General features: G+C 68.0%; 29 protein-coding genes. 23 read left to right on the forward strand and 6 right to left on the reverse strand.

Features of this window, described 5'->3' with window-relative positions:
* Window positions 1-141: 141 nt before the first annotated feature.
* The 23 genes from ABZX85_RS35550 to ABZX85_RS35660 all read left to right on the forward strand — a co-directional run bounded on the left by ABZX85_RS35550 (window position 142) and on the right by ABZX85_RS35660 (window position 18647).
* Window positions 142-459 (forward strand): transcriptional regulator, encoded by a 318-nt coding sequence (locus ABZX85_RS35550; RefSeq protein WP_355878180.1) that lies wholly within the window; start codon window positions 142-144, stop codon window positions 457-459.
* Window positions 456-788 carry a hypothetical protein gene (locus ABZX85_RS35555; RefSeq protein ID WP_355878183.1) on the forward strand — a complete coding sequence of 111 codons (333 nt, stop codon included), beginning with the start codon at window positions 456-458 and terminating at the stop codon, window positions 786-788. The genes ABZX85_RS35550 and ABZX85_RS35555 overlap by 4 nt, the downstream gene beginning before the upstream one ends.
* Before the next feature lie 20 nt (window positions 789-808).
* Window positions 809-1381: a WhiB family transcriptional regulator gene (locus ABZX85_RS35560; protein WP_355878185.1), complete on the forward strand. Its 573-nt coding sequence runs from the start codon at window positions 809-811 to the stop codon at window positions 1379-1381.
* 120 nt (window positions 1382-1501) lie between these two features.
* On the forward strand, window positions 1502-1756 hold the full coding sequence (locus ABZX85_RS35565) for a hypothetical protein (RefSeq protein ID WP_355878187.1): 255 nt from the start codon (window positions 1502-1504) through the stop codon (window positions 1754-1756).
* On the forward strand, window positions 1753-2553 hold the full coding sequence (locus ABZX85_RS35570) for a hypothetical protein (RefSeq protein ID WP_355878189.1): 801 nt from the start codon (window positions 1753-1755) through the stop codon (window positions 2551-2553). The genes ABZX85_RS35565 and ABZX85_RS35570 overlap by 4 nt, the downstream gene beginning before the upstream one ends.
* Window positions 2554-2555: 2 nt before the next feature.
* Window positions 2556-3281 carry an ATP-binding protein gene (locus ABZX85_RS35575; RefSeq protein WP_355878192.1) on the forward strand — a complete coding sequence of 242 codons (726 nt, stop codon included), beginning with the start codon at window positions 2556-2558 and terminating at the stop codon, window positions 3279-3281.
* Window positions 3282-3316: 35 nt separating this feature from the next.
* The gene (locus ABZX85_RS35580) at window positions 3317-3727 is read left to right on the forward strand and encodes a DUF6195 family protein (RefSeq protein WP_355878195.1); all 411 of its coding nucleotides are present in this window, start codon (window positions 3317-3319) and stop codon (window positions 3725-3727) included.
* Entirely contained in the window at window positions 3724-4809 is a 1086-nt protein-coding gene (locus ABZX85_RS35585; RefSeq protein WP_355878197.1) for a DUF2637 domain-containing protein, read from the forward strand. The genes ABZX85_RS35580 and ABZX85_RS35585 overlap by 4 nt, the downstream gene beginning before the upstream one ends.
* A 45-nt stretch (window positions 4810-4854) precedes the next feature.
* A complete protein-coding gene (locus ABZX85_RS35590) occupies window positions 4855-5418 on the forward strand; it encodes a hypothetical protein (RefSeq protein WP_355878200.1) in 564 nt (187 codons plus the stop codon).
* A 159-nt stretch (window positions 5419-5577) separates the two neighbouring features.
* On the forward strand, window positions 5578-6825 hold the full coding sequence (locus ABZX85_RS35595; RefSeq protein ID WP_355878203.1) for an SLATT domain-containing protein: 1248 nt from the start codon (window positions 5578-5580) through the stop codon (window positions 6823-6825).
* A gap of 890 nt (window positions 6826-7715) precedes the next feature.
* On the forward strand, window positions 7716-7892 hold the full coding sequence (locus ABZX85_RS35600; protein WP_355878206.1) for a hypothetical protein: 177 nt from the start codon (window positions 7716-7718) through the stop codon (window positions 7890-7892).
* Between the two features lie 6 nt (window positions 7893-7898).
* A complete protein-coding gene (locus ABZX85_RS35605) occupies window positions 7899-8876 on the forward strand; it encodes a bifunctional lytic transglycosylase/C40 family peptidase (protein WP_355878209.1) in 978 nt (325 codons plus the stop codon).
* Window positions 8877-9005: 129 nt separating this feature from the next.
* A complete protein-coding gene (locus tag ABZX85_RS35610; RefSeq protein WP_355878212.1) occupies window positions 9006-9266 on the forward strand; it encodes a hypothetical protein in 261 nt (86 codons plus the stop codon).
* Between the two features lie 200 nt (window positions 9267-9466).
* Complete coding sequence (locus tag ABZX85_RS35615) at window positions 9467-10507, forward strand: hypothetical protein (protein ID WP_355878214.1); 1041 nt, start codon at window positions 9467-9469, stop codon at window positions 10505-10507.
* A complete protein-coding gene (locus tag ABZX85_RS35620; RefSeq protein WP_355878217.1) occupies window positions 10488-12002 on the forward strand; it encodes a hypothetical protein in 1515 nt (504 codons plus the stop codon). Before ABZX85_RS35615 ends, ABZX85_RS35620 begins: the two co-directional genes overlap by 20 nt.
* A gap of 3 nt (window positions 12003-12005) precedes the next feature.
* A complete protein-coding gene (locus ABZX85_RS35625; RefSeq protein WP_355878220.1) occupies window positions 12006-13532 on the forward strand; it encodes an SCO6880 family protein in 1527 nt (508 codons plus the stop codon).
* On the forward strand, window positions 13529-14929 hold the full coding sequence (locus ABZX85_RS35630) for an ATP/GTP-binding protein (RefSeq protein ID WP_355878223.1): 1401 nt from the start codon (window positions 13529-13531) through the stop codon (window positions 14927-14929). Before ABZX85_RS35625 ends, ABZX85_RS35630 begins: the two co-directional genes overlap by 4 nt.
* Window positions 14926-15201, forward strand: a complete 276-nt coding sequence (locus ABZX85_RS35635) for a DUF6238 family protein (RefSeq protein ID WP_355878226.1) — start codon at window positions 14926-14928, stop codon at window positions 15199-15201. The genes ABZX85_RS35630 and ABZX85_RS35635 overlap by 4 nt, the downstream gene beginning before the upstream one ends.
* A complete protein-coding gene (locus ABZX85_RS35640) occupies window positions 15198-15377 on the forward strand; it encodes a hypothetical protein (RefSeq protein WP_355878228.1) in 180 nt (59 codons plus the stop codon). The genes ABZX85_RS35635 and ABZX85_RS35640 overlap by 4 nt, the downstream gene beginning before the upstream one ends.
* A gap of 19 nt (window positions 15378-15396) precedes the next feature.
* Window positions 15397-16836, forward strand: coding sequence for a TraM recognition domain-containing protein (locus tag ABZX85_RS35645; protein WP_355878231.1), 1440 nt, complete (start codon window positions 15397-15399; stop codon window positions 16834-16836).
* Window positions 16833-17294: a hypothetical protein gene (locus tag ABZX85_RS35650; protein ID WP_355878234.1), complete on the forward strand. Its 462-nt coding sequence runs from the start codon at window positions 16833-16835 to the stop codon at window positions 17292-17294. Before ABZX85_RS35645 ends, ABZX85_RS35650 begins: the two co-directional genes overlap by 4 nt.
* Window positions 17295-17489: 195 nt before the next feature.
* A complete protein-coding gene (locus ABZX85_RS35655; protein ID WP_355878237.1) occupies window positions 17490-18029 on the forward strand; it encodes an ATP-binding protein in 540 nt (179 codons plus the stop codon).
* Window positions 18030-18044: 15 nt separating this feature from the next.
* Complete coding sequence (locus ABZX85_RS35660) at window positions 18045-18647, forward strand: non-canonical purine NTP pyrophosphatase (protein WP_355878240.1); 603 nt, start codon at window positions 18045-18047, stop codon at window positions 18645-18647.
* A 21-nt stretch (window positions 18648-18668) separates the two neighbouring features.
* Here ABZX85_RS35660 and ABZX85_RS35665 read toward each other — a convergent pair whose 3' ends face one another.
* From ABZX85_RS35665 to ABZX85_RS35690, 6 genes are all read right to left on the reverse strand, one after another.
* Entirely contained in the window at window positions 18669-19388 is a 720-nt protein-coding gene (locus ABZX85_RS35665) for a methyltransferase domain-containing protein (RefSeq protein ID WP_355878243.1), read from the reverse strand.
* Between the two features lie 20 nt (window positions 19389-19408).
* A complete protein-coding gene (locus tag ABZX85_RS35670; protein WP_355878246.1) occupies window positions 19409-20767 on the reverse strand; it encodes a hypothetical protein in 1359 nt (452 codons plus the stop codon).
* A complete protein-coding gene (locus ABZX85_RS35675; RefSeq protein WP_355878249.1) occupies window positions 20767-21525 on the reverse strand; it encodes a hypothetical protein in 759 nt (252 codons plus the stop codon). The genes ABZX85_RS35670 and ABZX85_RS35675 overlap by 1 nt, the downstream gene beginning before the upstream one ends.
* On the reverse strand, window positions 21525-22082 hold the full coding sequence (locus ABZX85_RS35680) for a hypothetical protein (RefSeq protein ID WP_355878252.1): 558 nt from the start codon (window positions 22080-22082) through the stop codon (window positions 21525-21527). Before ABZX85_RS35680 ends, ABZX85_RS35675 begins: the two co-directional genes overlap by 1 nt.
* Before the next feature lie 120 nt (window positions 22083-22202).
* On the reverse strand, window positions 22203-22502 hold the full coding sequence (locus ABZX85_RS35685) for a hypothetical protein (protein WP_355878255.1): 300 nt from the start codon (window positions 22500-22502) through the stop codon (window positions 22203-22205).
* Window positions 22503-22578: 76 nt separating this feature from the next.
* A complete protein-coding gene (locus ABZX85_RS35690; RefSeq protein ID WP_355878258.1) occupies window positions 22579-23088 on the reverse strand; it encodes a nucleoside-diphosphate kinase in 510 nt (169 codons plus the stop codon).
* Window positions 23089-23546 lie beyond the last annotated feature (458 nt).

Genomic DNA, 23546 nt, shown 5'->3' on the forward strand with positions numbered 1-23546 from the left:
ACACCGGCGTCCGGGAGTTCGCACCTCCCAGACGCCGGACGCAATGACCTGGACCTTCGCACGGTCCACGTCACCGAGACGGCCGCCCCGTGTCCCTCGCACGGCACTACCGGGACGGCTGCCAACGTGAAGGAGTGTCGCATGGCTCCCGCCATAGGCTGCAAGTCGGGCATCCCGACGCCCGACCCCACCATCGCGAACCGGCTGGCCGGCCAGTTGTCGGCCCTCCTGCCCGGAGTCGCCGCCGTGGACGTACGCCTCCAGGGCCCTCGGACGCCGTGGCCGCACCTGCGGTTCACCGCCATCGACGAGCAGCAGCGGACCGTACACGTCCCCCGCGCCAAGGCGCTGACCATCGCCCGCTGGCTCATCAGGTCCTTCCCTCAGGCCGGCTGGGCGGCTCAGCCCCTGCGCTTCGACCTGCGGACGGCCGTACTGAGCGGACGGAACGCGCGATGACGACGGCGAACCCCACCGACCTGGCCGCGCTCCACGGACTCGCGGCCGTCGTACGAATGCTGGCCCGCACCGACGACGTCTCCGAAACCCGTCTCCACCTGGGGTACGACGAGGCCGCCAAGCGTCTGAACATTCCCGAGAAATGGCTGCGCGAGCGGATTTCCAGCCTTCCTCACCGGAAGCTCGGAAAGTTCGTCCAGTTCACCGAAGACGACCTTCGCTCCATATCCGAAATGCATTTCGTCCAGCCGCATCAGCGTGCGGCAGCGGAAGAAAGTCCGGATCTCCTGGCCATACGGCCTTCCGCACGCTCCCGCCGACGCACCTGATTTTCCTGGACACGGACGAAATGAACAACACCATAGAAACGCTCGTCGAGTCTGCTCGGCAGGGCGACTGGACACCCCTGCTCGAAAACGCCCGTGAAGTACAGGGAAAGAACTGGCCCGAGAAAGCTCTCTGCTCCGGCCTCGACTTCGAGGACGATTTCTTCCCGGAATCGGAACACCCCTGGAGCGATCCCGACCAGATACGGGAGTCCCACGCCGACTCGCTGAGGCTGCCGCTCGCCCTGTGCTCCGCCTGCCCCTTGTCCGTCGCCGCACGCTGCCTGGTGGACGCGCTGCGGTACGAGGACCGGTACGGCATCCGGGCAGGTCTGCTGGCGCCGGAGCGCGAAGTTCTCCTCAGCCTGTGGAAAACCCGCGTCAACGCCGATTCGGTCGCGGCGGTGCTTCAGGGTGTTACCACTCTGCTCAACTCCGCGGAACGCGCGGCTGTCGTCGCGCGAGTGGCTGAAGACCCTGAAATCAATGCCCGTCTCGCCGCACAGGGTCTAGGCATTCCGATCAAGTACCTGTGGCAATTGGTGCGCGAGCACAAGAAACGCTCGGCCGATTCTTCTGTTCCCGAAGCAGCATAACCAGCCCTTCACGGAACCTAATTTCGCGAAAGCCTCTCCATGCCCAACAACCTCAGCGAATCCCTGTCCTCCTTGGTACCGGACGCCGTCATGGTACGCATATTTCCCAAGCTACAAGGAATGATCCACTTCTACGGGGCGGACTTTTTCATGCTCCTGGTCTCCCGAGACCTGGAAGACCAGGCCGCGCGGCTCGTACGGCAGCACTTCGACGACGCCGTCGACTGGCGGCTCCCGCACGACTTCCACGTGCCCACGAACCGCCTCTACCTCACTCCGCACCCCGAACGCGTCGGGTACGTGCCGGAGGACGACCGCTCGTTCGGCCTGCTCGAAGAGCGGTACGTCGCCACGGCGCACGGTGATGACCGGTGAGCGCCGCCATGACGGAACTGGTGTGGAGCCGCTCGCGGGCCAAGCGGGGGTCGCTTCTGGTGATGCTCGCCCTGGCCCGTGAGGCGGACGACAGGGGGTGGGTCTCCCTGTCCCTGGAGCAGATCGCCAAGCTCGCCCGGCTGTCGGCGCGGGCGGTCACCAACTGCCTCCCCGAACTGTCGGCGCTCGGAGAGCTGAGCTATACGCCGGGTTCGGGCCGGGCCGTCACCAACCGCTATTCCCTCCTGCTCGGCTCCTCGGACACCGCTGATCAGCAACGGGAATCCGGAAGCGACTTCTCGGAAACCGCCGCCGAAACCAGGAAGTTGGAGCCAGGAACCCCGAAGTCCCTTCCAGGAAGCGGGGAAGTTTCTTCCGTGCTTCGCGGGGCTGGTAGTACTCCCGTAGGGAGTACTACCTCTTCAGAACAGCAAGCCAGCTTGCTGCCTCCCCGTACAGCGCCGAGGGCAGCGGAGAGCGTCCCGGCCGACGCCAAGGACCTCGTCGCCGCGCTCACGGGCTCCGGGATGGTCGTCGGCTGGAGGCTCACCGAGGACGAGTGGACGCGGGTAACAGCCTTGTCGGCGCGATGGGGTGTCGAGCGGCTGGTGGAGTTCATCTCCCGCCGATGGGACCCCGGCCGTCCCCCGCAGTCGGCGCGCTACCTGCTGCGCATCTGGGACGACCTCCCCAGTCAGGTCCCCGCTCACAACGTCGTCCCCCTGCGGCGCGAGTCCGGCGGCTGGAAGCTGTACCGCAACCCCGCCAGGGCCAGCGCCTACCAGAACGGATTCTGACCATGCCCGAGCCTCAACTCGCCTGCCAGGCAAGGTCGGTGCGCCGTCTGGAGAAGATCCTCGCCGCGAAGGGGATCTCCCTGGTGGCAGACGACGACAGCTTGTCGTACGCCGAGTCCGGTCCGGGCAACCCACGTTGGCACCACGACGCCCGCGTCGAGTACGCCCTCACCCGCTGGGAGTCGGCGACCCCGCCCCGGTTCCGCGACGCGGAGGCGACGCTCCCGCTGGTGCGGGCCTGGGCGGACCGGGCGCTCGACGACCCGTCCCGTGCAGGAACGCTCCTCCTCACCGGCCTGACCGGCACCGGCAAGACCCATCAGGCGTACGGCGCCCTGCGGCACATCGCAAGCGGCGGCCCCGACCGGTTCGAGGTGCTGGCCGTGAACTCGGCCGACATGTACGGCCGGCTGCGTCCCAGCGCGGTGATGGGTGCCTCGGAGCAGGAGCTCAGGCGGCTGTCGACGGTGCAGTACCTGTTCCTCGACGACTTCGGGACGTCGAAGACGTCGGAGTGGACGGAGGAGATCACCTACCGGCTGATCAACCACCGCTACAACCACTGCCTCCCGACCGTCATAACCTCCAACCTCCCGGCCCGCGACGCCGACGGCCCCGACCTGACCGACTTCGTCGGCGACCGGGTCGCCAGCCGCCTCGCCGAGATGGTCACCACGCTGGTCCCGATGATCGGCGACGACCGACGCCGCAGGCGAGCGACGGCATGAACCACCCCAACTCCCCCGGAAAGACCGCCACTCCCATGCCCCATCCCCTCATGCTCGCCGCAGCCGCGAAGCTCGTCAGGGCGGAGCAGCTCCGCTCCGCGGCCCGCACGCAGGCGTTCCACACCTGGGGCGCCCGCGCGGCCTCGGCGGCGTCGAAGCACGCCCGGCGTCTCCTCGGCGACGAGGCGGTGACGCTGAAGTGGGAGGCGCTCGGTGTCCTGCGCCTGGACGACCTTCTCCAGGCGATCGCGCCGCTGGGCACAGTCGCCGGCCAGCACCTGGAACTCCACTACAGCGGGGACGGCAAGCAGGTGGAGCGGCTCGCGCTGCGGCGCTCGTGCGGCACGTGCCCCGCCCAGCAGCTCGACGACGTCGACTCGCTCGAACACCTCGGCCGACTGCTCGCCCAGACCCCGGCCTGGCCAACCCTCAAGGAGCAGGCGTGAACACCCCGTACCGTCTGCGCACGATGTCCGCCTGGGACCGCGCGGCGATCGTCCTCCTCGGCGCGGCCGGCTTCGCCTTCTCCTACGACGCCCTCCGCCAAGTCGCCCTCGCGATCCACGCGCGCCCCACGCTCTCCTACCTCTTCCCCGTCTTCATCGACGGCTTCATCGCGTACGGCGTGCGCGCCCTCGTCCTCCTACGTCACAGCGGATTCGGCGCCCGCCTGTACGCCTGGTTCCTCTTCCTCACCGCCACCGGCTCCAGCCTCTGGGCCAACTCACTCCACGCGATCACCCTCAACCACAGCGGCCCGTCCGGACCGTCCCCGCTCCACCTCGGGGACAACGTCGTCGGCATCCTCTCGATGCTCGCGCCGCTCGCGCTCGCCGGGTCCGTCCACCTCTACATCATCATGGCGCGGACGGCGGAGTCGTCCGTCCCGGACGGGGCAGAAAGCCGTCCGGGACCGGTCCGGAACTGCGTGAAGGTGGAGTTCGGCGTCCCGGGAACGACAGATCAACCGCAAAGCCGAGACGCCGAGGAATCCGGTGTGATCCCGCCTGTTCTGTCTCCCGTCCACGAGCGGGCGGACAGGGACCGGACGTCGTTGTCCAGCGCTGGACCTGGGGTGATGTGCCATCCGGCCGACCCGGAGAGTGCGGCCTTCACACCCCGAGAGCACGAGGGGCAGGCAGCGCGCGGACCACAGGAGTCGCCTGTCCCGGACGAAGAACCATCGCCTACCGACTCGACCGATTCGACCGGTCCGGCGGACGAAGAACCGGCGGCACAGCAGAAGACTGTCCTTCGTTCCGACGACGAACCTGTCCCCGTCCCGGACGAGGAGGAACCTCCTCAGAACCGTGAACCCGAGGACGACTGGATGCAGGACCTTCTTCCCGTCGCGCGGGACGCCGCCCGGACCGCCGGACGGATCAGCCGCGACGCCATCAAGGACGCGGTCCGCGCCCACCAAGCCGTCGGCAACGACAAGCTCGGCGAACTGGTCGCCGCCCTCAAGGACGAGGAAGCCGCCACCCGAGGGCTGACTCAGCCGGGTCCGTCCCGACAGCTCTGGTGACCAGCCTTTCGGAGAGAATGTCCTCATCAGCGGGAGGGAAAAACAATGCGGCGGCACCTGCTCGGCTTCGAGGACGAAGCGGCCCACCGACACGCCGCCGAAGCCGCAGTCCAGCTCGACGCGCACCTTCGCGCGGGCGGAGCCCTGATGCCGGTCCCCACCCCCGGGTACACCCCGGACCCCGGCGAGATGGCGTACGCCGACGTGATGTGCACGACGGCCCGCTTCTACGCCACCGACCCCGTACAACCACCGCGCGCCGGCTACTTCGAGAACCACCCGTCCCTAGGCCGCCGTTGGGTGATCAACCGGCGACTCGACGCCCAACGGCTCCAGCAGGCGAAAACTGAGGCCCAGGAGCAGTGGCGCGACCACGAGTGGGCGCGGGTGGTCCTCACCTCGGAAGGCATTCGCATCAACCCGCTGGGCTCACCGGACACGTGGCTCCCGTTCGACCACGTCCTCCTCACCGGCCTGACGGCCGAAACCGATCGTCAGGAACTGGTGCTGTCGTACAGCGTGTGCGCACCGCTCCTCCTCACAGGCCCAGCAGTGCCATGGTTGGTGGTCGCTCTGGAAGCAGCGTGCTTCCACCGGGGCAGCTCTTGATCGGGCAGAACCGTGTCTCGCGAGTTCTGAGATCCTTTATTAGGAGCGGATGTGGTCAACTCCACTTCCTAGCAGGCGGGTTACCAACTGGTGGAAGGCAGATCAGCGGTAGCGTGCCGTCGACCACAGACCGCATCCTTGACCGGGAGCCACTCCGCGATGTCCGGCCTTACCGACGTGCCGCGTGAACCTGTACCCGAGACCGCCGGCAGTTACGAACCGTGGGTGGGAGATGTCCTGCATCACCTCGCATACGGAGATCAGCGGCTGTCCGAGGCCGACATAGACACTCCCCTCCCCGAGGAATTCATGTTGACCTGGGAGGGTGTAGCCGCCATCCTCTCCGCCGCACGGAAGACCGACAAGAAGGAACTTGATTGGACCCTATCTGTCGAAATAACCCGACGGCTCAGATATGCCAGCGACAGCGCATACATCTTCCACCGGAAGTATGGGACACCTGACCGATATAAACGGTACGTACGACTTGAAAATTTGTTCACAGCAGAATCAGATTCCACCTGGGGCGACCTCGTTGAAGAGGTAATTGGAACCCTCAAAGACCCAAAACAAGAGTACGGATGGAGGCTAGAGCCCGCTCAGCAGCACGAGTACGCGAACAGCGTTATCACCTACCGGCGGGAAGTCGCGACGGCGGAGCGCAGTATCCGCAGGGCTCTTCTGTCGCGGTGGCTCCGGCTGGTGCCGCTTGTAGTGATACCGCTTGTTCTTGCAGTGCTCGGGTGGGGAAACTTGTGGCCCGAAGATGTGCCGGACCCACGCACGTTCAACATCGTGACCATCGCGGTGGTGCTGGTTCTGGTGGTGGTGTTCCTGGTCGGCTTCTTCCTGCGGGTGAAGGACAAAGAACACGGTGTCAGGTCGGTGTTCCTGCTCCGTAGAGATCTGGAGATCATCCATGATCGGTGGATCCTGAACGCTTCAAAGACGCGCCCGACGAGGGAGCGGCGTAACGGCTACCGGGAGCACATACCGCGGGTAATAGATCGTCTGCGGCGGGATACACGGTTCTACCGGCGTATTCACAACTGGTTTCAGTGGGGGGTGTTCTTCGCTTCGGTGGGAACCACGGCGACTACGGCTTTCTGGGAGACCCCGCAGCCGGGTAAGACGATCCTGATCGTATTGGGGTCGTTCCTGGCGTTCGCCACCGCAGTGACGGGCTATTTCAAATTCCGTGAGCGGGCATACAACCTTCAGCAGACTGCGGACCAGGTAGAGCAGCACGCCACAGCCTTCGATTTGGGGATTGCGCCGTACGCGGATGCGGACGCGGCAGTAAACCTGGAGCGGTTCGCGGAGAACGTGGAAACGCTCCGGATGGAGCAGCGCAAGCGGGAACAACAGTTGGAACAGCCACATCAGGGGCAGGCAGACGTCATCTGACCGACAGCAGGACTGCCGTCAGTACGCCCCCCCCCGAACGACGCGGCGCCTCCTGCGAGGCGGACCCGGGAAGCCATGGCAGGGCTAAGCGAACCGCGCCTGTCTCCCCGGTGAGCGTCTATCTGCGTGACAACCACGGCGCACATCCGCAAACGGCTGTAGACGTCAGCGGACCATAGAACCAGGCCAGAGCCCAGCCCAGCCCCGCCCGAGGGGAAGCCAAGGTTGCCGGTGCAACAACAGCACGGTTGTCACAGTCTCGGGCGAACTCCCCGATCAGAACCCCGACTCCAAGAACGCGTCGCCTTCCGGCTTCTCGTGTGTCTTCTTCCCTCCCCTCCTGCCAGGATTCAGGAACAGCCCGCAGGAGTAGGCCCTTTGGTCTGACTCCTGCGAAGGGGCGTTGCGGTGCGCTCCCCCCTCAGGACCGCAACGCCCGCCTCCTTCTTCCCTCTGCACATCAAGGTCCTGGTTCCCTCATGCCTCAACCCACCCGTTTTGTCCGCATTCTCTGCGGTATACCCATTGCGCTCTCTGTCGGCATCCTCTCCACCGGCTGCTCCGCAGCCTCCTCCTCCGAGCGCGCGTCACCCCGATCTCAGTCCGCCGCCCCACAAGCTGGGTCCGCTTCTCCTTCCTCTGGCGGAGAGGCACTCAGTAGCGCCGTAACCACCGATGTAGCGGCCACCGCCCGAGAGTTCACCAAGGCGTACGCCGGGCACGATGCCCGTGTTGGCGGTGACCTGTCGTACGCGGATGCTGGCGAGCGCGCGGCAAAGTTCGCGGCCGATGATCTGGCGGAGGCCCTCGTCCAGAAGCATCCGGGACAGAACGCTCCGTGGGCGGCCCTCCGCGCCGAACAGGCACGGCAGTCCGTCACGGTTACCTCGGTGGAGGTGCCTGACGGCGCCCCCGCCATCACCTCGTCGAGCGCCCTCGTCCGCGTCGGCTACGTCCTGACGACGACCCCGAAGTCCGGGGCTCCACTGCTCAGCCGCGAGCAGCTCGCGCTGCGTCTGGAGCGCACCCCTGCCGGCTGGTGGGTCGTCGCGTTGCCCTGGGCGTGACGGCGGATGGCGAAGAAGACCGTGCAGGTGGTGCTTGGCCTGGTCGTCGCGATGGCTCTCTCCGGTGTCACCCTGCTGGCGACCTTCGGCGGCGCGGACAGCGCGTCCGCACAGGAAACCGGCCCCGGTGGCGAAGTCGCCGCGAACGCCGATGTCCCGGCCTGGGTTCGGGCCCTCGTCAGCAAATACGCGGGGAAGTGCCCGCAGGTCACCGCATCGTTGCTGGCTGCCCAGCTCTACACCGAGTCGCACTTCGACGCGAAGGCGAAGAGCCCGGTGGGCGCGTTGGGGATCGCGCAGTTCATGCCGGGAACGTGGTCGGTGTACGGCGTGGACGGAGACGGCGACGGGGTGAAAGACGTCTTCAACCCGGCGGACGCCGTCGCTACGCAGGCCGCCTACGACTGTGTCCTCGCGAAGGAAGTCGGGGCCGTGCCGGGGGACTCGACGGACAGCATGCTCGCGGCTTACAACGCGGGCGCCGGTGCGGTGCTCAAGTACGGGGGCGTCCCGCCGTACTCGGAAACCCGGAACTACGTGAAGGCGATCAGGGATCTGGCCGCTAAGTGGGCGGCCAGCAGCGCGAGTTCACCCGTCGGTAAGGGTGCGGCTGCGGCCATCGCCGCCGCGAAGACCGCGCTGGGGAGCTGGTACCAGTGGGGCGGCGACTGTGCTCCGCCGTACACGGGGCAGAACGGCTGTGACTGCTCGTCGCTCACCAAGATGGCGTGGAGCCACGCCGGAGTGAACCTTCCGCGGGTCACCTACGACCAGGTCCGGGCGGGGACGGCGGTCAAGAGCATCTCCCAACTCCAGCCGGGGGACCTGCTGTTCAGCGTCCCTGGCGCTTCGGGGCCGGAGCACGTCGGGATGTACATCGGTGACGACCAGGTCATCGAGGCACCGCACACCGGTGCTCGGGTCCGGATCAAGCCCCTCAGTTTCTGGGCGCCGCAGGTGATCGCCATGCGACACATCGGCTGATTCCTCAGCAGCTCACCTCTCTCAACTGACCCAATTATCAAGGGGATTCACATGCATGCCCTTTTCTCTGCGGTCTCCGAACCGTCCCTTCACCCCACCCTCGCAGCGGGAATCGACACGGTGTCCGGCGTGAAGCCGGACTGGGGGCCGTTCTCGACGCTCGGGAACACCGCGAAGGTGATTCTCGGCGTCATCGCCGCCGTCGTCCTCGCCGCAGGTGTGGGGGCGTTCCTCGTCGGGCTCGGGAAGTCCAAGGGGTGGGTGGGTGAGGGGCATTCGACGATGGACAGTTCGCGGGGCAAGGGGATGATGGTCGGCGGTCTGGTCTGCGTCTTCCTCGTCGCATCCCTGGGCACCCTCGTCACCATCACGTACGGGATGGGTGTGTGACCGTGGGTTCCTCTCGTCCGGCTCGTGAGAAGAGCGCGAAGCTGTGGACCGTCGGCGCGGGGATAGTCGCGGCGCTCACAGTCTGCGGCCTCGCTGTGACCGCCCTCGTAGGCTCCAACCCGACTACGAAATCAGCAAGTTCGTCTCCGATCGTCGTCGCGCCGTCAAGCGGCGGGACTCGGGGCCAGACCGCCGATGGTGTGCCGGTCGGCTACCCGCGCACCGAGGCCGGCGCGAAGGCTGCCGCCGCCAACTACGTCACCGTCAGCGGCAGTTCCTCCTTCCTGGCGGACAAGGCCGTGCGGCACCGTGCGATCCGGGCCATGTCCTCCGCACGCACAGCGGCAGACGCCATCAAGGAGGCCGACCGCTCCGCCAGCACGAAACCGACCGTCGCGCGGACCGGTGTCCTGGCCGCCCATGCCCTCGGTTTCGATATCCACAAGGCCACGGTCCGCCTGTGGACAACTACCGTGCGTGGAAGCGCAATCGGGGCCGCCTCGCCCCAGCTCGCTTTCCGTTCGGTCACGGTCGGACTCGTCTGGGAGCGCGGTGGCTGGAAGGTGTCCAGCTGCTCGTCTGGTCCCGGTCTGGTGGCACCGGTCGACGTCAAGCAGACGGTCAGCGTGGCCAGGGACTTCGCGGGCTACGCGGCAGGTCAGGCCGTAGATCCCATGGTCAGCGGCGTAGTCGGGGCCGATGGGTTCCCGGTGTCGTACGCCCGTACGGCGGCCGGTTCGCGTGCTGCGGCAACCAGCGCGGTCCAGTTGTACGGCGATCCGCGTTTCTTCACGGACAGTTCGTGGCGTCACCGGATGCTCGCCGCGACGGCCTCGCCGGACACCCTCAGCTCGACCAAAGCCGGCTCGGACTCGACCGCGCGCCTGGTTGTGGACAACCGTGGCCTCGGTGCCGACGGGAAGACCTCGGAGGGCGCACCGCTGGTCACGAGGACGGCCGTGCTCGGTGTGCGGCCGGTGTCGTACTCGGAGCAGGCCGCGAGCGTCGAGCTGTGGACGGCGTCGGTGGGCGGGATCGCCGGGGACGACGAGACGCAGCGTCCGCGGATCGCGTTTCTGCGGATGACGGTGGATCTGGTGTGGAGCGGCGGGAGTTGGAGGACGACGGCGGTGACGCCGGGGGAGCCGCTCGTGCCGTCGTTCTCGGCGACCGAGGCGGCGTCGGCGGCGGAGCGGTTCGTCGAGGTGGGGGGTGTGGGCGATGCGCCTGCGACTGCGTGAGGACGCGCCGGGGCTGCTGGCCCTAACCCGGACTGGGTCAACAAACAGGTGGGGGCGTCGAGTTCGGACGATCGCCGTCGTCAACGTCGTCGTCGCGTTCCTGTTCGTGCCGTCGGCGGTGGCGAACCCGTTCTGCTACATCCCGATGGTCTGCGAGGTGAAGGCGGCCGTCGACTTCGTGCAGGACCCGCTGGGGTTCCTGCTCCAGAAGCTGACGGAGGCGAACATCTGGTTCCTCCAGAAGATGCTGGAGCTGATCCAGAACACGACGAAGGTGGACCTGACGTCGGCGGCGTTCCTGAAGCAGTACGCCATCATCTTCGCGTTCAGCTCGCTTATCACGGTCGCTCTGTGGCTGATCGCAGTCGGCAAGCGGGCCGTGCGGGGTGTGGGGCTGACCACGGCGGTCGGGGAGGCGGTGGGCTTCCTGGTGCTCCAGTTCTTCGTCAACGCGATGACTCCCGCGTTCATGGCGCTGCTCATGCGGGCGATCGACGAGGTGACGGACGTCTTCGAGCCGTACGCGACGGCGAACTTCAAGCCGTTCCTGGAGAACGTCCTCAAAGTGATGGCGGCGGAGCCCAACGAGGGCGTCGGGGTGCTGATCGTCGTCAACCTGATCATGCTGTGCGGCGCTCTGCTGATGTGGGTCGAGCTGCTCGTGCGGGGTGCGGCGATCTACGTCGCGGTCGCGCTGGGGCCGGTGGTCAACGCCGGTCTTGTCGACCGGGATCTGTGGGGCAAGAGCAAGAAGTGGTTCGGCGCGGTGTTCGCGATCGGGCTGTCGAAGCCGATCCTGTTCGCGCTGCTCGGGCTCGGCGGGGCGATCCTCAGCGATTCGACCGGGAGCCTGTCCGACACGGCGTCCAAGACGCTGGTGGGCGCGTTGATCCTACTCGCGGCGGTCTTCGCGAGCGCCACGCTCTACAAGTGGCTCCCGGCGTTCGGGGACGAGATGGCGCAGTTGCATCACGACCGGAAGTCCATGCAGTCCTCCGGTCCGGCCGCCGCCGTCGACGGGCCCGCGCAGCACGCTAACCGGGCCATGGGGATGCATCTTCAGGACTCCATGGTCGGCGGACGGTACGGGATGGTCGCAGGGCCGAGAGCCTCATCCGCTGCGGGTGGTCGTGCAGGAACCGCCAGCGCCAAGGCGATGACCGGCTCCAGCGCGGGGGCCGCCGGTCCCGTGGGAGTCGGTGTCATGGTCGCCAAGGCCGGTGCCGACGCGGTGAAGAGTAAGGCGGCGAGTTCTCCCGGCGCGCAGGGATCGGGTGCTCCGGCTGCCGCTCGGCCCCAGGGCAACGGCTCCGACTCGGTCGTCGGACCCACCGGCGGGCGGGGAGCGCCGACTCCCGCGCGCGGCCCGGCGCCGAGGCACCCGATGTCGAGCCCTCCATGGCCTCCGGCAGCTCCCCCGCCGCCACCTCCCGCTCCACGGCCTCCCGTGAGTGGCCCTCCCCTCTCCCCTCCGCCCACCGACAAGGACTCCTAGCTCATGGCAACGCGCACGTATCAGTTCGGAAAGCACCGCCCCACCGGCCTGGTGGGCCGCCGCGACCTCGGCGAACAGGCCGTCCTGGGCGGCGGCGCCGGAATCGGCGTCCTGGGCGGCTTCCTGTTCAACGGCGCCCCGGTGCTCGCCGGCGCCGCCCTCGTCGTCCCGATCGTGACGGCGCTCCTGCTCGTCTACCTGCCCTACCGGCCGAAGGGCACCGCGCAGCGCCGTACGGTCTACCGCTGGTGGCGGATCAGCCGCTACCACCGCAAAGCGCTCGCGCGGACCGGCGGAGTGTGGGTCTCCCCGGCCGTCGAGGCCGGTGTACGGCGGGACGGAACTCCGCCGGACGCCGCCCTGGTGAGCCCGGAGGGGGTCGCCGGGATGACGTGGGTGGCGACGACCGTACGCGGGCAGCGCGCGGTGGTCGTCCTCCAGCCGGAGGCCGGCTGCGTGACCGCCACCCTGGAGGTCGCCTCGCCAGGGCTGGGCGGCAAGGAGGTGGCCGAGCAGGTCGTGGCGCTGGAGCGCTGGGGCGAACTGCTCGACGCGTTCGGCAACACCGAGGAGCACCCCGTCAAGCGCATCCAGGTGCTGGCCCGGCAGATGAAGAGCGACCCGCACGCGCACCAGCGGTTCCTCTCCCAGCGCGACGCTTCCCGGGCGACCGCCGGCGTCCCGTCCTGGCTGAGGGAGTCGTACGACGTTCTCGCCGACGCGGTGTCGACGTCGGCGGAGGAGCACCGCTACTACGTCACCGCGCACGCGCGTTTCACCCGCGACCTGGCGGCCGACGGCGCGTCCCGGGGCGTCGGTGACGAAGGAGTCGCCGCCGCGATGGCCGCCTGCATGGAGGAGCTGTGGGCGCGGTGCGAGGACGCCGACTTGTCGGTGGTGGCCCCGCTGGACGAGGGCCGAATGACGGCGTTCATCCGTAACAGCTACGACCCCGACCACCCGATCTGGGACACCGGCCTGGCCCGGCCGCACGCCTTCCCGCGCAACGTCGACGTCCGCAGCGGAACCCACGTCGCGACCCGCGCGGTGGGTTCGACCAGCGGCTGGTTCCACGCGACGGCCGCCGTCACCCACTGGCCCTCCACGCCCGTCGGCCCGGACTTCCTCTCGCCGCTGCTGATCGGGATGCCGGACGTGATCCGCACGATCGCGATCACGCAGGACCTCGAACCCAACGACAAGGCCGTGGACCGGATGCTCGCCGAGGACACCAACAACCAGGCGGAGATGCACCGTGACCGCCAGCGCGGCAAGAACATCGACCCGCGCGACGTGATCGCGGCCGACGCGACGGGCTCCCGAGGCATGGCCCTGGCCGCGTCGGGCGCGGCCGGTGCTTCCGTCGTCGGCTACATCACCGTCTCCGCGCGCAGCGCCGCCGAGTTGGAGAAGACCAAGCGCACGACCGCGTCCCGGGCGCGCAACGCGCACCTGCGCATCGAGTGGCTCGACCTGGAGCACGCCCGTGCGTTCACGACCACCCTGCCGTTCGCCGGAGGCATCAAGTGACCTCCCTGCTCAGCCCGTTGCACGAGACCGTACGCCGTCCCCTCCACACGGCGACGACGACCAGCCAGGCGCTCTACCTGCCGATTGCCCCGCCTACCCTCGGCACCGAGGGCGCCATCGTCGGCCGTGAGCTGTACTCCGGGAAGGCGTTCATCTACTGCCCGTTCAGTGCCTTCGGGGATGGTCTGCCCGGCGGCAACATGATCGTGATGGGGGACACCGGGCGTGGGAAGAGCGCCCTGACCAAGACGTACGCTGCCCGGCAGATCCGCCTCGGCCGCAAGGTCGTCGTCCTCGACACGAAGGAGCAGAAGGAGCGCGAGGAGGGGGAGTGGGCGGCGCTGAGCCGGTCTCTCACCGGGACGGTGCCGGTGCGTTTCGCGCCCGGTGGGGGGACGGGCTCCTCCTGCATCAATCCGATGGACCCGGCGATCGCGGGCAAGCGGCAGATCGAGTTGGTCCGGACGATCGTCGAACTCGGCCTGGGCCGCCCTCTGGACGAGTTCGCCGGCTCCGCCCTTCGCATCGCGATCCGCCGGGCGCACGAGCGGGCGGCTCTGGACGGCCGTACGCCGGTCCTCGCCGATGTCGCCGCCGCTCTGCGCTCGCCCGACGTGGCGGACGCCGAGGTGAAGAAGCGGACGTGGGAGGAGCTGCTCGGGGACGGGCTGGAGGCGTCGTACGTCCTGGACCGGCTGTGCGGCACCGAGACCGGGGATCTGGTCGGGATGCTCGACGGCCCCACCAGCCTGAGCATCGACCTCGACGCCGACATGGTCGTCTTCGACCTCACCAAGGTCCCCTCCGGGGGCGTCGCGATGACGATCCTCGTCGCGGTGATCTCCGTGTTCCTGGAGGAGGTGTGGCTACGGCCGGTATGCGAGTGCGGCGCCGAACCGGGGCGGCACGAGCGGCGGGTCGTGGACGTCAACTCCGGTGCGTGGGAGCTGGGTTCGTGTACGGCGACCGGGTGTCTGCGGTACACACAGCGCAAGCGCATCCTCGTCTGCGAGGAGGCGTGGCACATCCTCGGGACGCCTCAACTCGCCGCGCTACTGGAGAAGTTCCTCAAGTTCGCGCGCGGGTACGGGCTGTCGTGCATCTTCATCGTCCATCACCTCAGCGACATCGACGACAGTCCCGAGACGCAGGCGGCGCTGAAGATGGCGGACACCGTCGTCGTGTACTCGATGAAGAAGGCGGAGGCCGAGGACACCGTCAAGCGCCTCGGGTTCCCCGCGTGGACGGCGGAGCACATCATGCGGCTGCGGCGCGGGGTCGCGCTGTGGAAGGTCGGGGAGGTCATCTACCCCGGTGTGCAGCACCTGTTGACGGAGGCCGAGCAGTATCTGTGCTTCTCCAGTGGCTCGATGACCGACCTGGCGACCACGGCATGAGCGCCGTCGTCCGGGAGGACATCGATCTCCTGCACTCCGAGTGCCTCGCGCTCGCCCGGCGCACGGCCCGTCTCGCCGCCGAACTCGACCGCGGGGTGCACGCGGCGACGGCGGGACGGCTGTACGGGGCGGTCCGCGAGATCTGGCAGGCGTCGGAGCTGCTGCACGCCGCGTTCCATCACGCGCCCTGCGACAGTCCGTCGATCGCGCGGCTGTGCGGGCGGCGGATGCGCTACCTCGCCGCGCGCGCCGCTCGAAGGAGGTCCAGGTGAACGTCGCGCTATACGGTCTGGCCGCGCTGTGTGCGCTCGCCCTCCTGGCCCTGTGGGTGTCCTCGGTGCGGAGCCGGCGCAACGCCGGGTTCGCGTCCAAGGCCCAGCTCCGGCGGCAGTTGTCGGCCAAAGCCGTCCTGCGCGCCACGGAGATCCGCCCCTCCCTCCTCCCTTGAACGCATGGAGCACCCTGACATGCACAACCCTTACGACTTCGGATACTCGCTCGGCGTCTCCCAGCGTCCCAGGGGCGTCCCCCTGTGGTCCCGCGCGGACAAAGCGTGCCGGGTCATCGGCCCAATGGGGTCGGGCAAGACGCTGCGGCTGTTCGCTCCGCTGATCCGCGAGTGGCGGGGTCCGGTCCTGGCGACGTCGACGAAGCCGGACCTGGTGGAGTACACCCTCGACGCCCGGCGGACCGGGGACCGTCCGGTGTTCGTCTTCGACCCGCAGAACATCGCGCCGTCCCTCCCCCGTTTCCGGTGGCAGCCGATCGACGGCGCGCAGGACACGCAGATCGCGATGATGCGGGCCAAGGCGCTCGTCGCGGGGTCCCGTACGCCGGGCTCCGCGCGGCAGACCTCCGAGGGCAGCGCCTTCTACCGCGGGCAGGCCGCCAAGGTCCTCGCCGCGATCCTGCACGCTGCGGCTCTCGACGGCGCCGGCCTCGACCACGTCCTGCGCTGGGCCCGCAAGCTCACCGACCCGGCCCCGCTGGGCATCCTCACCGCGCACCCCGGCGCGGGTCCCGGCTGGGCCGACATGCTGCGCACCTCCACGTCCGGCGACAGCCGCACGGTCGGGAACACCGCCGTCACCCTCGAAGCCGCGCTGGAGCCCCTGGTGCACGAAAGCGTCCTGGACGCGCTGCGGGGCGGCAAGGGCGAGGCGCCGACGGACTTCCGGGAGATCCTCGACGCGGGCGGCACCGTCTACCTGCTGGGCAAGGACTCCGAGGCCAACTCCATCGCCCCGCTCACCACCGCCCTGACGGAAGACCTCCTGGACATCGCCGAGACCCACGCCGTCGCCTCCCCGGCCGGCCGCCTCGACCCTCCCCTCCTCGGCTCCCTCGACGAGGCCCCCAACATCGCGCCGATCCCCTCCCTGCGCCAACGCGTCGCCGACGGACGCGGGCGCGGCATCACCATCGTCTACGGCCTCCAGGGCTGGGCCAGCGCCCGCGCCCGCTTCGGCGACGACACCGCCGACGAACTCGCCAGCTTCACCAACCACGTCCTCGTCTTCGGCGGCGCCAAGGACCCCGGCTTCCTCAAGGACATGTCGGAGCTGTGCGGTCAGGTCGAACGCGTCCGCACCACCCGCACCACCACGAGCGGCGACCGCGGCGGCGAATCGACCGCCACCCACATCGCCCTCGAAGCCGTCCTGCGCGGCGACGAGATCAAGGCCCTCCCCGAGGGCCACGCCCTCCTCCTCGCCGACAACCTCCCACCGGTCATCACCCGCCTCGACGGGATGTGGACCTGGGACACCTGGGACGAGATCCAAGACCACGTCCGGGAGTTGCGGAAGGCGAACGAGGCCGAGCGGATGAAACAGGCGGTCGAGAAGGGCCGCCGGGCGGCAGCACACGCCAAGGCGTGGCGGCACCGGCAGGACTCGGCCGCGTGAGCGCGCTCCCGCCGTTCCCCGAACTCCCCGCGCCGATAGCCGAGTACGCCGCCGCACGGACCACCGATATCAACTCCCTGAGCAACCCGCCCCCGTGGGACCTCGGCGCCCTCCCCGGCGAGATACTCGAACCGGTCCTGGCCTGGCTCGACGCGGTCTGCCGCTGGCTGAACCAGACGTACGCCTGGCAGCCCCACCAGGTGATCCCACCCTGCTGGCAGCAGCACGAACACCTCGCGTACGAGATCACCGCGTTCGCCTTCACCCGCATCGACGCCACCGTCGACCCCGGTGCGGCGATCGTCTGGCACGAGCAGTACGACCGCTTCATCAACCGGCTGAACAACGCCCTCGGGAAGAGCGGTGACGACTGCCGAGTAGGACGCCACGAACCACGTCCCGCGCGCTTTGCCCTCTCCGCATGGCCCTCGGAAAACCCGGCCGATAAGCCGACTTGATCCGCCAACGCGCGGGGTACGGTTCGAAGAGCACGCAGTGCCGCTCCTTCCGGAGCAGTGGAAGCCGCTACCACATCTCGCCTGACCGTCAAGGCAGTTCGGACCAACTGTCTGTGGACAAACTGTCCTCACACAGACCTTGCCCGGTGGAATTCTTCTTTCCTCCGAAGCCGCCCCCGAGGTGAGGATGCCGTCATGACACGTCGCGATCCCCAACAGCCGACGTACGAATTCACGATCCCGGCCATCATCGAAGCGGTCCCGACCGCGCGCCGGTGTGTCGTCACGTTGGTCAGACGTCTCGGCATCTCGCTCTCGGACGACCTGCTCGACACCGTCGAGCTGCTGGCCAGCGAGGTCATCGCCAACGCCGTCCTGTACTCGGGCGCCACGTGCAACGTATCCGTGACGCGCAGCCTGAAATGCGTTCGAGTCGAAGTCACCGACACGAACCCGCTGTTGCCGACCGTCTCTGAAGCCGGGCCTGACGATGAAAGCGGCCGTGGTCTCCTCCTTGTCGATACGCTGGCGGATGCCTGGGGAACAGAGCCCAACTCGTCAGGGAAAACAACCTGGTTCGAACTCAGAGCACAGCATTCGCCCACCTGCCCGAACAGCAATTCCCCTATAAACGAAGCCTCTGAGGGTTCCCGGTGCGACCGCACCTCGGCAACCGGAGAACCTGCACTTCACGGGTGGCCGCCCCTCGTCCGATATCCGCTCCATAGCTCCTAAGGAGAAGATCTGCCCATGTCAGGGTTGAAAGTGACCATGTGTACGGGAAATCCGGGGAAGTTCCGCACGGCCCAGGAACACCTTGCCCCGTGGGGCATCGAAGTGGAGCAGGCGCCGGTGGACCTGGACGAGATCCAGACGACGTCGGTCGTGGAGATCGCCCGCCACAAGGCCCAGCAGGCATTCGCGCTGCTCGGACGGCCGTTGTTCGTGGAGGACTCGGGCTTCTACATCGAGGAGTTCGGCGGCTGGCCCGGCCCGATGGTGAAGCAGGCCCTGGAGGCGTTCGGCCCCGAGGGCTTCACACACCTCGCGGACCGCACGACGACACGGGCATGCAGGTTCGCCAGTGCCGCCGTGTACGTCGACGCGGAAGGCGCCCTGCACATGTTCGCCGACGACTCCCGCAAGCCCGGCACCATCGCGAAGGTGCCGGACCGGGGCAGCGGTGAGCGGTCCTGGTCCGACCTGTGGTCGATCTTCGTCCCGGAGGGCGCCACGACGACGCTCGCGGCGCTCCCGGAGGCCGAGCAGGAGCGGGTGTTCGCCGAGTGGCGGACGACGTCCGTCGTCGCGGCACTCGGCGCGTGGCTGGCCGAGAACCCTCCTCGGGCTTGACCAACCCTCGCTCCACGAAAGCTACTTGGTGGCGACCACGTACACGCTGCCCCACTCCCGCTTGGGGTTGGCGATCTGCGGGTCGAAGGCCCACGGCTTGACCGCACTGAATCCGGCCTCGGTGAAGAGCTGGACGAGTTTGTCGTGGTCGTAGGCCCAGTAGTGGGGGTGGTAAACGGGATCGTCGTCCTGGTCGCGGAAAACGTAGTTGATCAGGTCGAGGTGGGTGTTGATGTGGCCGAGGCAGTCGCGCTTCCCGTACCACTTCTTGAGCAGCGTGCGGGTGTCCGCGTCGCCGGACGGATAGCGGGAGAGGACGAAGCCCGCGTCGGGGACGCCGGTGACGACTCTCCCGCCGGGAGCGAGGACGCGGTGGGCCTCGCGGGCGTAGTGCTTGGCGGAGTTCGGGTAGTCGATGTGTTCCAGGAAGTGTTCGGAGAACAGGTCCTGGACGGAGTTGTCGTGGAGGGGTATCCCCTCGCGGACGTCCCACAGGAGGTCGGCCGGGGGTACGGCGTCGATGTTGAAGTAGCCGTCGATGCGGTGGGCGCCGCCGCCGATCTGGACCTTGCGGGGGGTGTCGTCGATTCGCCCGTCGGGCCACGCCTTCAGGGCGGCGGTGTGGGTGCGGTGGACGTCAAGTTCCTTGAGGGCGGCGCGCAGGGCGCGGGCGAGGCCGTGGGTGGTCGTCGGCTGTGCGAGCAGCTCGGTGATCTGCTGCGACACGGTGTCAGGGGTCATGTCGAGGGTCTCCTTGCGGCTCAAGTCCGGGACAGGCTGCGGCTGTTGCGCATGAGGGTGTGCTTGATGTCGACGAGGCGCGGCGCGATCGTGAGGTCGAGCTGTTGCACGGGGTGGAGGTGTCCGGCGTCGTCCTGTTCCGCCCGCCAGACGCGGTAGGCGAGGTCCGGGTAGGCCGGGTTGATGCCGATCTCCCCTTTGGGGATCGTCCCGTTGAACGGCGTGAGGATGTCCATGTGGTTCCAGTAGTTCCACGCCTGGAGCGCCTTGTGCTGGTCGAAGTAGAAGTAGAAGTGCGGGTAACGGCCGAAGGTGCGCAGTTCGCGGTGGATGAGGTGGCCCAGGAGGGGGCCGAGGTGGGTGGCGAGGCTGTCGAACTCCCAGCGGGTGTGCCGCCATTCCTCCGGGGTCTGGCCGGGGGTGAAGAGGCGGGCGGCGATGAGGTGGCTGACGCGTTCGGTGAGATGGCGCCGGGCGTGCTGGGGGTCGAGGCTCGGGTCGACCTGGGCGAGGAGAGTGTCGAACCGGGCGGGCGGGGGACGGAACTTGGCGAGGTCGAAGGTGCCGGCCATGGCCAGCTCGGAGGAGAAGATCAGATCCTTGTAGAGCTGGTTGTTGAACTCCCCGAGTTCCGCGAGCCGCCTGGTCTCGGCGCTGGTGGAGTACAGCATCAGGTACTCGGCGAGCGCCTCGAAGTACACGTACCCCAGGATCGGCAGGCGCGGGATCGCCGAGTCCAGCAACTGGAGGAACAGCTCGGGGTCGACGGTGGTCTGCCCGTGGGCGACCGCGGAGGCCAGCGCGAGGAACCCTGCGGAGTTCTTCGTCCGGCTGGTGATCGTCTCGCGGAGCTGGTGGCGTTCGGTCTTGGAGAGGAGGTATTCGAGGAGGCTGTAGATCCGCAGGTGGATCGCGCCGAGCCGCAGGTAGTCGATGCCGGCGAGGCCGCGGTACGCCTGGTGCGGGACGTCGATCTCGAAGACCAGCGGCGTCGGCGCCGCGCCGGGCCGTCCGATGCGTCTCAGGAACGCCGGGGCCTCCCGGTTGAGAACGTACGCGGCGAGGTTGTGCATCCGCAGGCCGTTGCCGGTGGGGGTGAGCGGGGCGCAGTAGATGCTGCCGACCAGACACCCGCCCGAGGGGTAGAGGACCCCGTGTTCGCTGATCTCCTCCAGCGCGTGCGTGACGTGGAGGAGATGCAGGGTGGTGTTGGTGGTGAGGGCGTCGAAGAGCGCGTTGTTGTGCAACAGGGCGCCGTTGGGGGCCTCTTGGGCAAGCCTCGTCTCCCACTCAACGCTCTCGACAGACTGGGGGATGACGGACGCGCCGTAGAACTCGTGGGCGTCGGCCCATAAGTGGTACGCGTCGAGGAAGTCCATCAGCCGATCAACTCCCGCCGCGCGAACGCCTTCAGGACGGCGGACGTGCTGTCCGTCCCCGTCACGTGATCAGCCTCGGACCACAGCACGAGGTCGAAGGCGACGGCCTTCAACTCCTCGAACGCGTCCACACGCACGTGCCGGACATCGGGCCACCACTTGAGTTTCGGCAGGCGGTACCGGTCGAGCGCGTCGGCCGCCTTCACCACGTCGGTGACCATCCGAGCCGTCGCGTAGTCCGTCTCGTCGTCCGGCGTGAAGTCCGGGTACGGCACGTCGTGCAGCCGGACCGAGACGGCCGCCTGCCGTACGGCCGCCGGGGGCATCTCCAGCCGGAAGCGCCCCCACACGTCCTCGGCGTTCACGGTCAGCCAGCGCGCGGCACGATCGCCGTGTCCCTGGTCGTCCTTGTCGTGGAGGCGTCGGCAGTCGTGAACAGCGGCGGCGACAACCGCGGTTGCTGTGTCCTGTCCATCAAGGCCGGCAGCCTCCGCGAGAAGCGCCGCGAGCGCGGCCGTACGCATGGCGTGCCGCACACCGTGCAGGGAGTCGTGCAGCCGAGGTTCCGCGAGCCATACGGCCGGTATCGCCGTACGCATCAGGAGCCGACGTATGCCAGGACCCAACCTCGGTGCTCCATCGATGAGTTGGCCGGGCCGGTGTTCCGCGATCCAGTTCACCGTCTCGGCGTCGGTGAACTGGTGCCGGGGAAGCTCCTTGCGCGCCGCCAGCTCGACAAGGCTCGGAGTCGTACTCATCACGACTCGGAGGCGGACCGCGCCGATTCGAACGCGGCCGTGAACTCGGCGAGTTCGCTCTCACTCATCAGGATGACGCCCAGCTCGCGGGCGACCGCCGCGATGCGCTCGTGCGCCGCCACCACCTCGGCGGGGCTCGGCTCCTCGTCCAGGAGTACTTCGAACTCCGCGTGGTACCCCCACGCCTCGCTCCACTTCACGGCGATCTCGACCTCGCCGAAGCGGAAGTTGCGGCGCGCGTTGTACGCCTCGTGCATCGCGCTCTCGAAACCGAGCGTGTTGAAGATCCGGACGGCGGCGGGGACGTCGTCGTGCGCGATGGCGATCTCGGTCTCCGGGAAGGCCGAACCCTGGCCTATCTTCCCGTCCTTGAGGGTGATCTTCGCGGTGGTGGCGGTGATGTTGTCGGTGACCTTCAGCAGCCGGTCGGGCAGGACGTAGAAGTAGATGTACTTGTCGTCCTGGCCGAGGTCCTCACCGTCCCGTTCCAGACGCGCGACGAGCCGGTCGTGTACCTCCTGGCTGAAGCGAGCACGCATTTCGATCTCGACAGGCACGGAAACCTCCTTGTTTCGGGCATGGGTGATCCGCCCGGAGCGCCCAGGGGTGGGGTCCGGCGGGGCGAGATGTTCAGATGGGGCGGCGCAGGCGATGCCCGCGCCGCCGATAAAGGGCCGTCAGGCGACGGCGCCGAACCGGTCCCGTACAACGCCTTCGTGCAGGTAGTTCGGGAGCAGTACCCCGCCCACCGACACGCGCCGGGTGGCGACCTGCTCCAGGGAGTCGCTCGGGAACCCCTCCAGCAGGCGCAGGCACTGCTGCACCCACTCGCGCGAGGTGTTCCAGTCGGCGGCGTCCCGGTACCGGACGGCCAGCGCGTACGCGGTCTCGGCCGCCGCCCAGCGGTCGGTGCCGATCTCCCGCTGGAAGCTGGTCTCCAGTTCCTCGACGGAGGCGACGCGGGTTTCGCTGGTCATGGTGCCCTCTCTCGTCCGGTGGTACCCGGTGGTGTTCAACGCGGCGACGGCCCGCCGGTGACGAGGCAGGCCGCCGTCAGTAGGTGAAGAGCTCGGCGAGAGTCCGGTAGTCGTGCAGCTCGTCCTTCTCGAACCACAGGCCCACCTCCATCTCCGCCTCCTCCTTGTTCCCGGACGCGTGCACGAGGTTGGCGACCGCCTTGCCGGATGCCGCGCTCGCGGCCCGGCTGTAGTGCGAGAAGTCGCCGCGGATCGTGCCGGCGGGGGCCTCGTTCGGGTACGTGCTCCCGACGATCTTCCGGACGGTGGCCACCGCGTCCGCCCCCTCCAGCACGAGCGCGATGACCGGGCTCTGCTGCATGAACGTCGCGGTGAGGTTGTAGACCTCGGCGCCGAGCCGTTCTTCGAGGTCGAAGTAGTGCTTGCGCGTGAACTCGGCGTCCATCTGCTTCATCTTGACGCCGACGATCTTCAGTGCCGCGTCCTCGAAACGGGAAATGATCTTCCCGCCGAATCCGCGCACCAACGCATCCGGCTTCAGCAGTACAAGGGTGCGCTCCACCGGCTGTTCCTGATCCTGGGCCATCGGTTCCCTTTCAGCTTTCAGGCAAGCGATATGACGGACTTTCAGCTTGTCATCGACCCAGGATCACCGGGGCCGGAACAAGCGCTCCGGAGCGATGCGGAAATCGAAAATCCCTGGATGAGCCCATCAGCCACGCAGAGCTGCATAGTCCCCAACCGTGCCGCTCTGCGTGGCCGTGCAGTGAGACTCCCACCGGACACCGCCCGTGAACGGACAGACTGTCCACGTGCCTCTCGTGCGATTCACTGCGAGGAGCGCCTTCTTGTGATAGGGAATCAACTCCCTTTACTAATAAGTAAGTTGAGTACTTCACCCGCCTGTCAAGGCTCCCCACAACCGAACGGTACGGACAGCTTGTCCGCGCACCGACCCTCGCGGACTGGAAAGGTTCCTGGCCGGCGGGGTGGCGATCTTCCGGGCGGCGCCGCGAGCCGACCGGAAGACCGTCACCACGTTCA

Source organism: Streptomyces sp. NPDC004539 (assembly GCF_040610055.1).
Classification (GTDB): domain Bacteria; phylum Actinomycetota; class Actinomycetes; order Streptomycetales; family Streptomycetaceae; genus Streptomyces.

What these genes read in the sequence shown, in the direction of transcription:
- ABZX85_RS35665 (WP_355878243.1), bottom strand. Translation starts at nt 19,388, where the DNA reads ATGACCCCTGACACCGTGTCGCAGCAGATCACCGAGCTGCTCGCACAG.
- ABZX85_RS35660 (WP_355878240.1), top strand. Translation starts at nt 18,045, where the DNA reads ATGTCAGGGTTGAAAGTGACCATGTGTACGGGAAATCCGGGGAAGTTC.
- ABZX85_RS35550 (WP_355878180.1), top strand. Translation starts at nt 142, where the DNA reads ATGGCTCCCGCCATAGGCTGCAAGTCGGGCATCCCGACGCCCGACCCC.
- ABZX85_RS35620 (WP_355878217.1), top strand. Translation starts at nt 10,488, where the DNA reads ATGCGCCTGCGACTGCGTGAGGACGCGCCGGGGCTGCTGGCCCTAACC.
- ABZX85_RS35690 (WP_355878258.1), bottom strand. Translation starts at nt 23,088, where the DNA reads ATGGCCCAGGATCAGGAACAGCCGGTGGAGCGCACCCTTGTACTGCTG.
- ABZX85_RS35625 (WP_355878220.1), top strand. Translation starts at nt 12,006, where the DNA reads ATGGCAACGCGCACGTATCAGTTCGGAAAGCACCGCCCCACCGGCCTG.
- ABZX85_RS35645 (WP_355878231.1), top strand. Translation starts at nt 15,397, where the DNA reads ATGCACAACCCTTACGACTTCGGATACTCGCTCGGCGTCTCCCAGCGT.
- ABZX85_RS35655 (WP_355878237.1), top strand. Translation starts at nt 17,490, where the DNA reads ATGACACGTCGCGATCCCCAACAGCCGACGTACGAATTCACGATCCCG.
- ABZX85_RS35635 (WP_355878226.1), top strand. Translation starts at nt 14,926, where the DNA reads ATGAGCGCCGTCGTCCGGGAGGACATCGATCTCCTGCACTCCGAGTGC.
- ABZX85_RS35675 (WP_355878249.1), bottom strand. Translation starts at nt 21,525, where the DNA reads ATGAGTACGACTCCGAGCCTTGTCGAGCTGGCGGCGCGCAAGGAGCTT.
- ABZX85_RS35565 (WP_355878187.1), top strand. Translation starts at nt 1,502, where the DNA reads ATGATCCACTTCTACGGGGCGGACTTTTTCATGCTCCTGGTCTCCCGA.
- ABZX85_RS35560 (WP_355878185.1), top strand. Translation starts at nt 809, where the DNA reads ATGAACAACACCATAGAAACGCTCGTCGAGTCTGCTCGGCAGGGCGAC.
- ABZX85_RS35685 (WP_355878255.1), bottom strand. Translation starts at nt 22,502, where the DNA reads ATGACCAGCGAAACCCGCGTCGCCTCCGTCGAGGAACTGGAGACCAGC.
- ABZX85_RS35670 (WP_355878246.1), bottom strand. Translation starts at nt 20,767, where the DNA reads ATGGACTTCCTCGACGCGTACCACTTATGGGCCGACGCCCACGAGTTC.
- ABZX85_RS35580 (WP_355878195.1), top strand. Translation starts at nt 3,317, where the DNA reads ATGCCCCATCCCCTCATGCTCGCCGCAGCCGCGAAGCTCGTCAGGGCG.
- ABZX85_RS35605 (WP_355878209.1), top strand. Translation starts at nt 7,899, where the DNA reads ATGGCGAAGAAGACCGTGCAGGTGGTGCTTGGCCTGGTCGTCGCGATG.
- ABZX85_RS35555 (WP_355878183.1), top strand. Translation starts at nt 456, where the DNA reads ATGACGACGGCGAACCCCACCGACCTGGCCGCGCTCCACGGACTCGCG.
- ABZX85_RS35595 (WP_355878203.1), top strand. Translation starts at nt 5,578, where the DNA reads ATGTCCGGCCTTACCGACGTGCCGCGTGAACCTGTACCCGAGACCGCC.
- ABZX85_RS35575 (WP_355878192.1), top strand. Translation starts at nt 2,556, where the DNA reads ATGCCCGAGCCTCAACTCGCCTGCCAGGCAAGGTCGGTGCGCCGTCTG.
- ABZX85_RS35590 (WP_355878200.1), top strand. Translation starts at nt 4,855, where the DNA reads ATGCGGCGGCACCTGCTCGGCTTCGAGGACGAAGCGGCCCACCGACAC.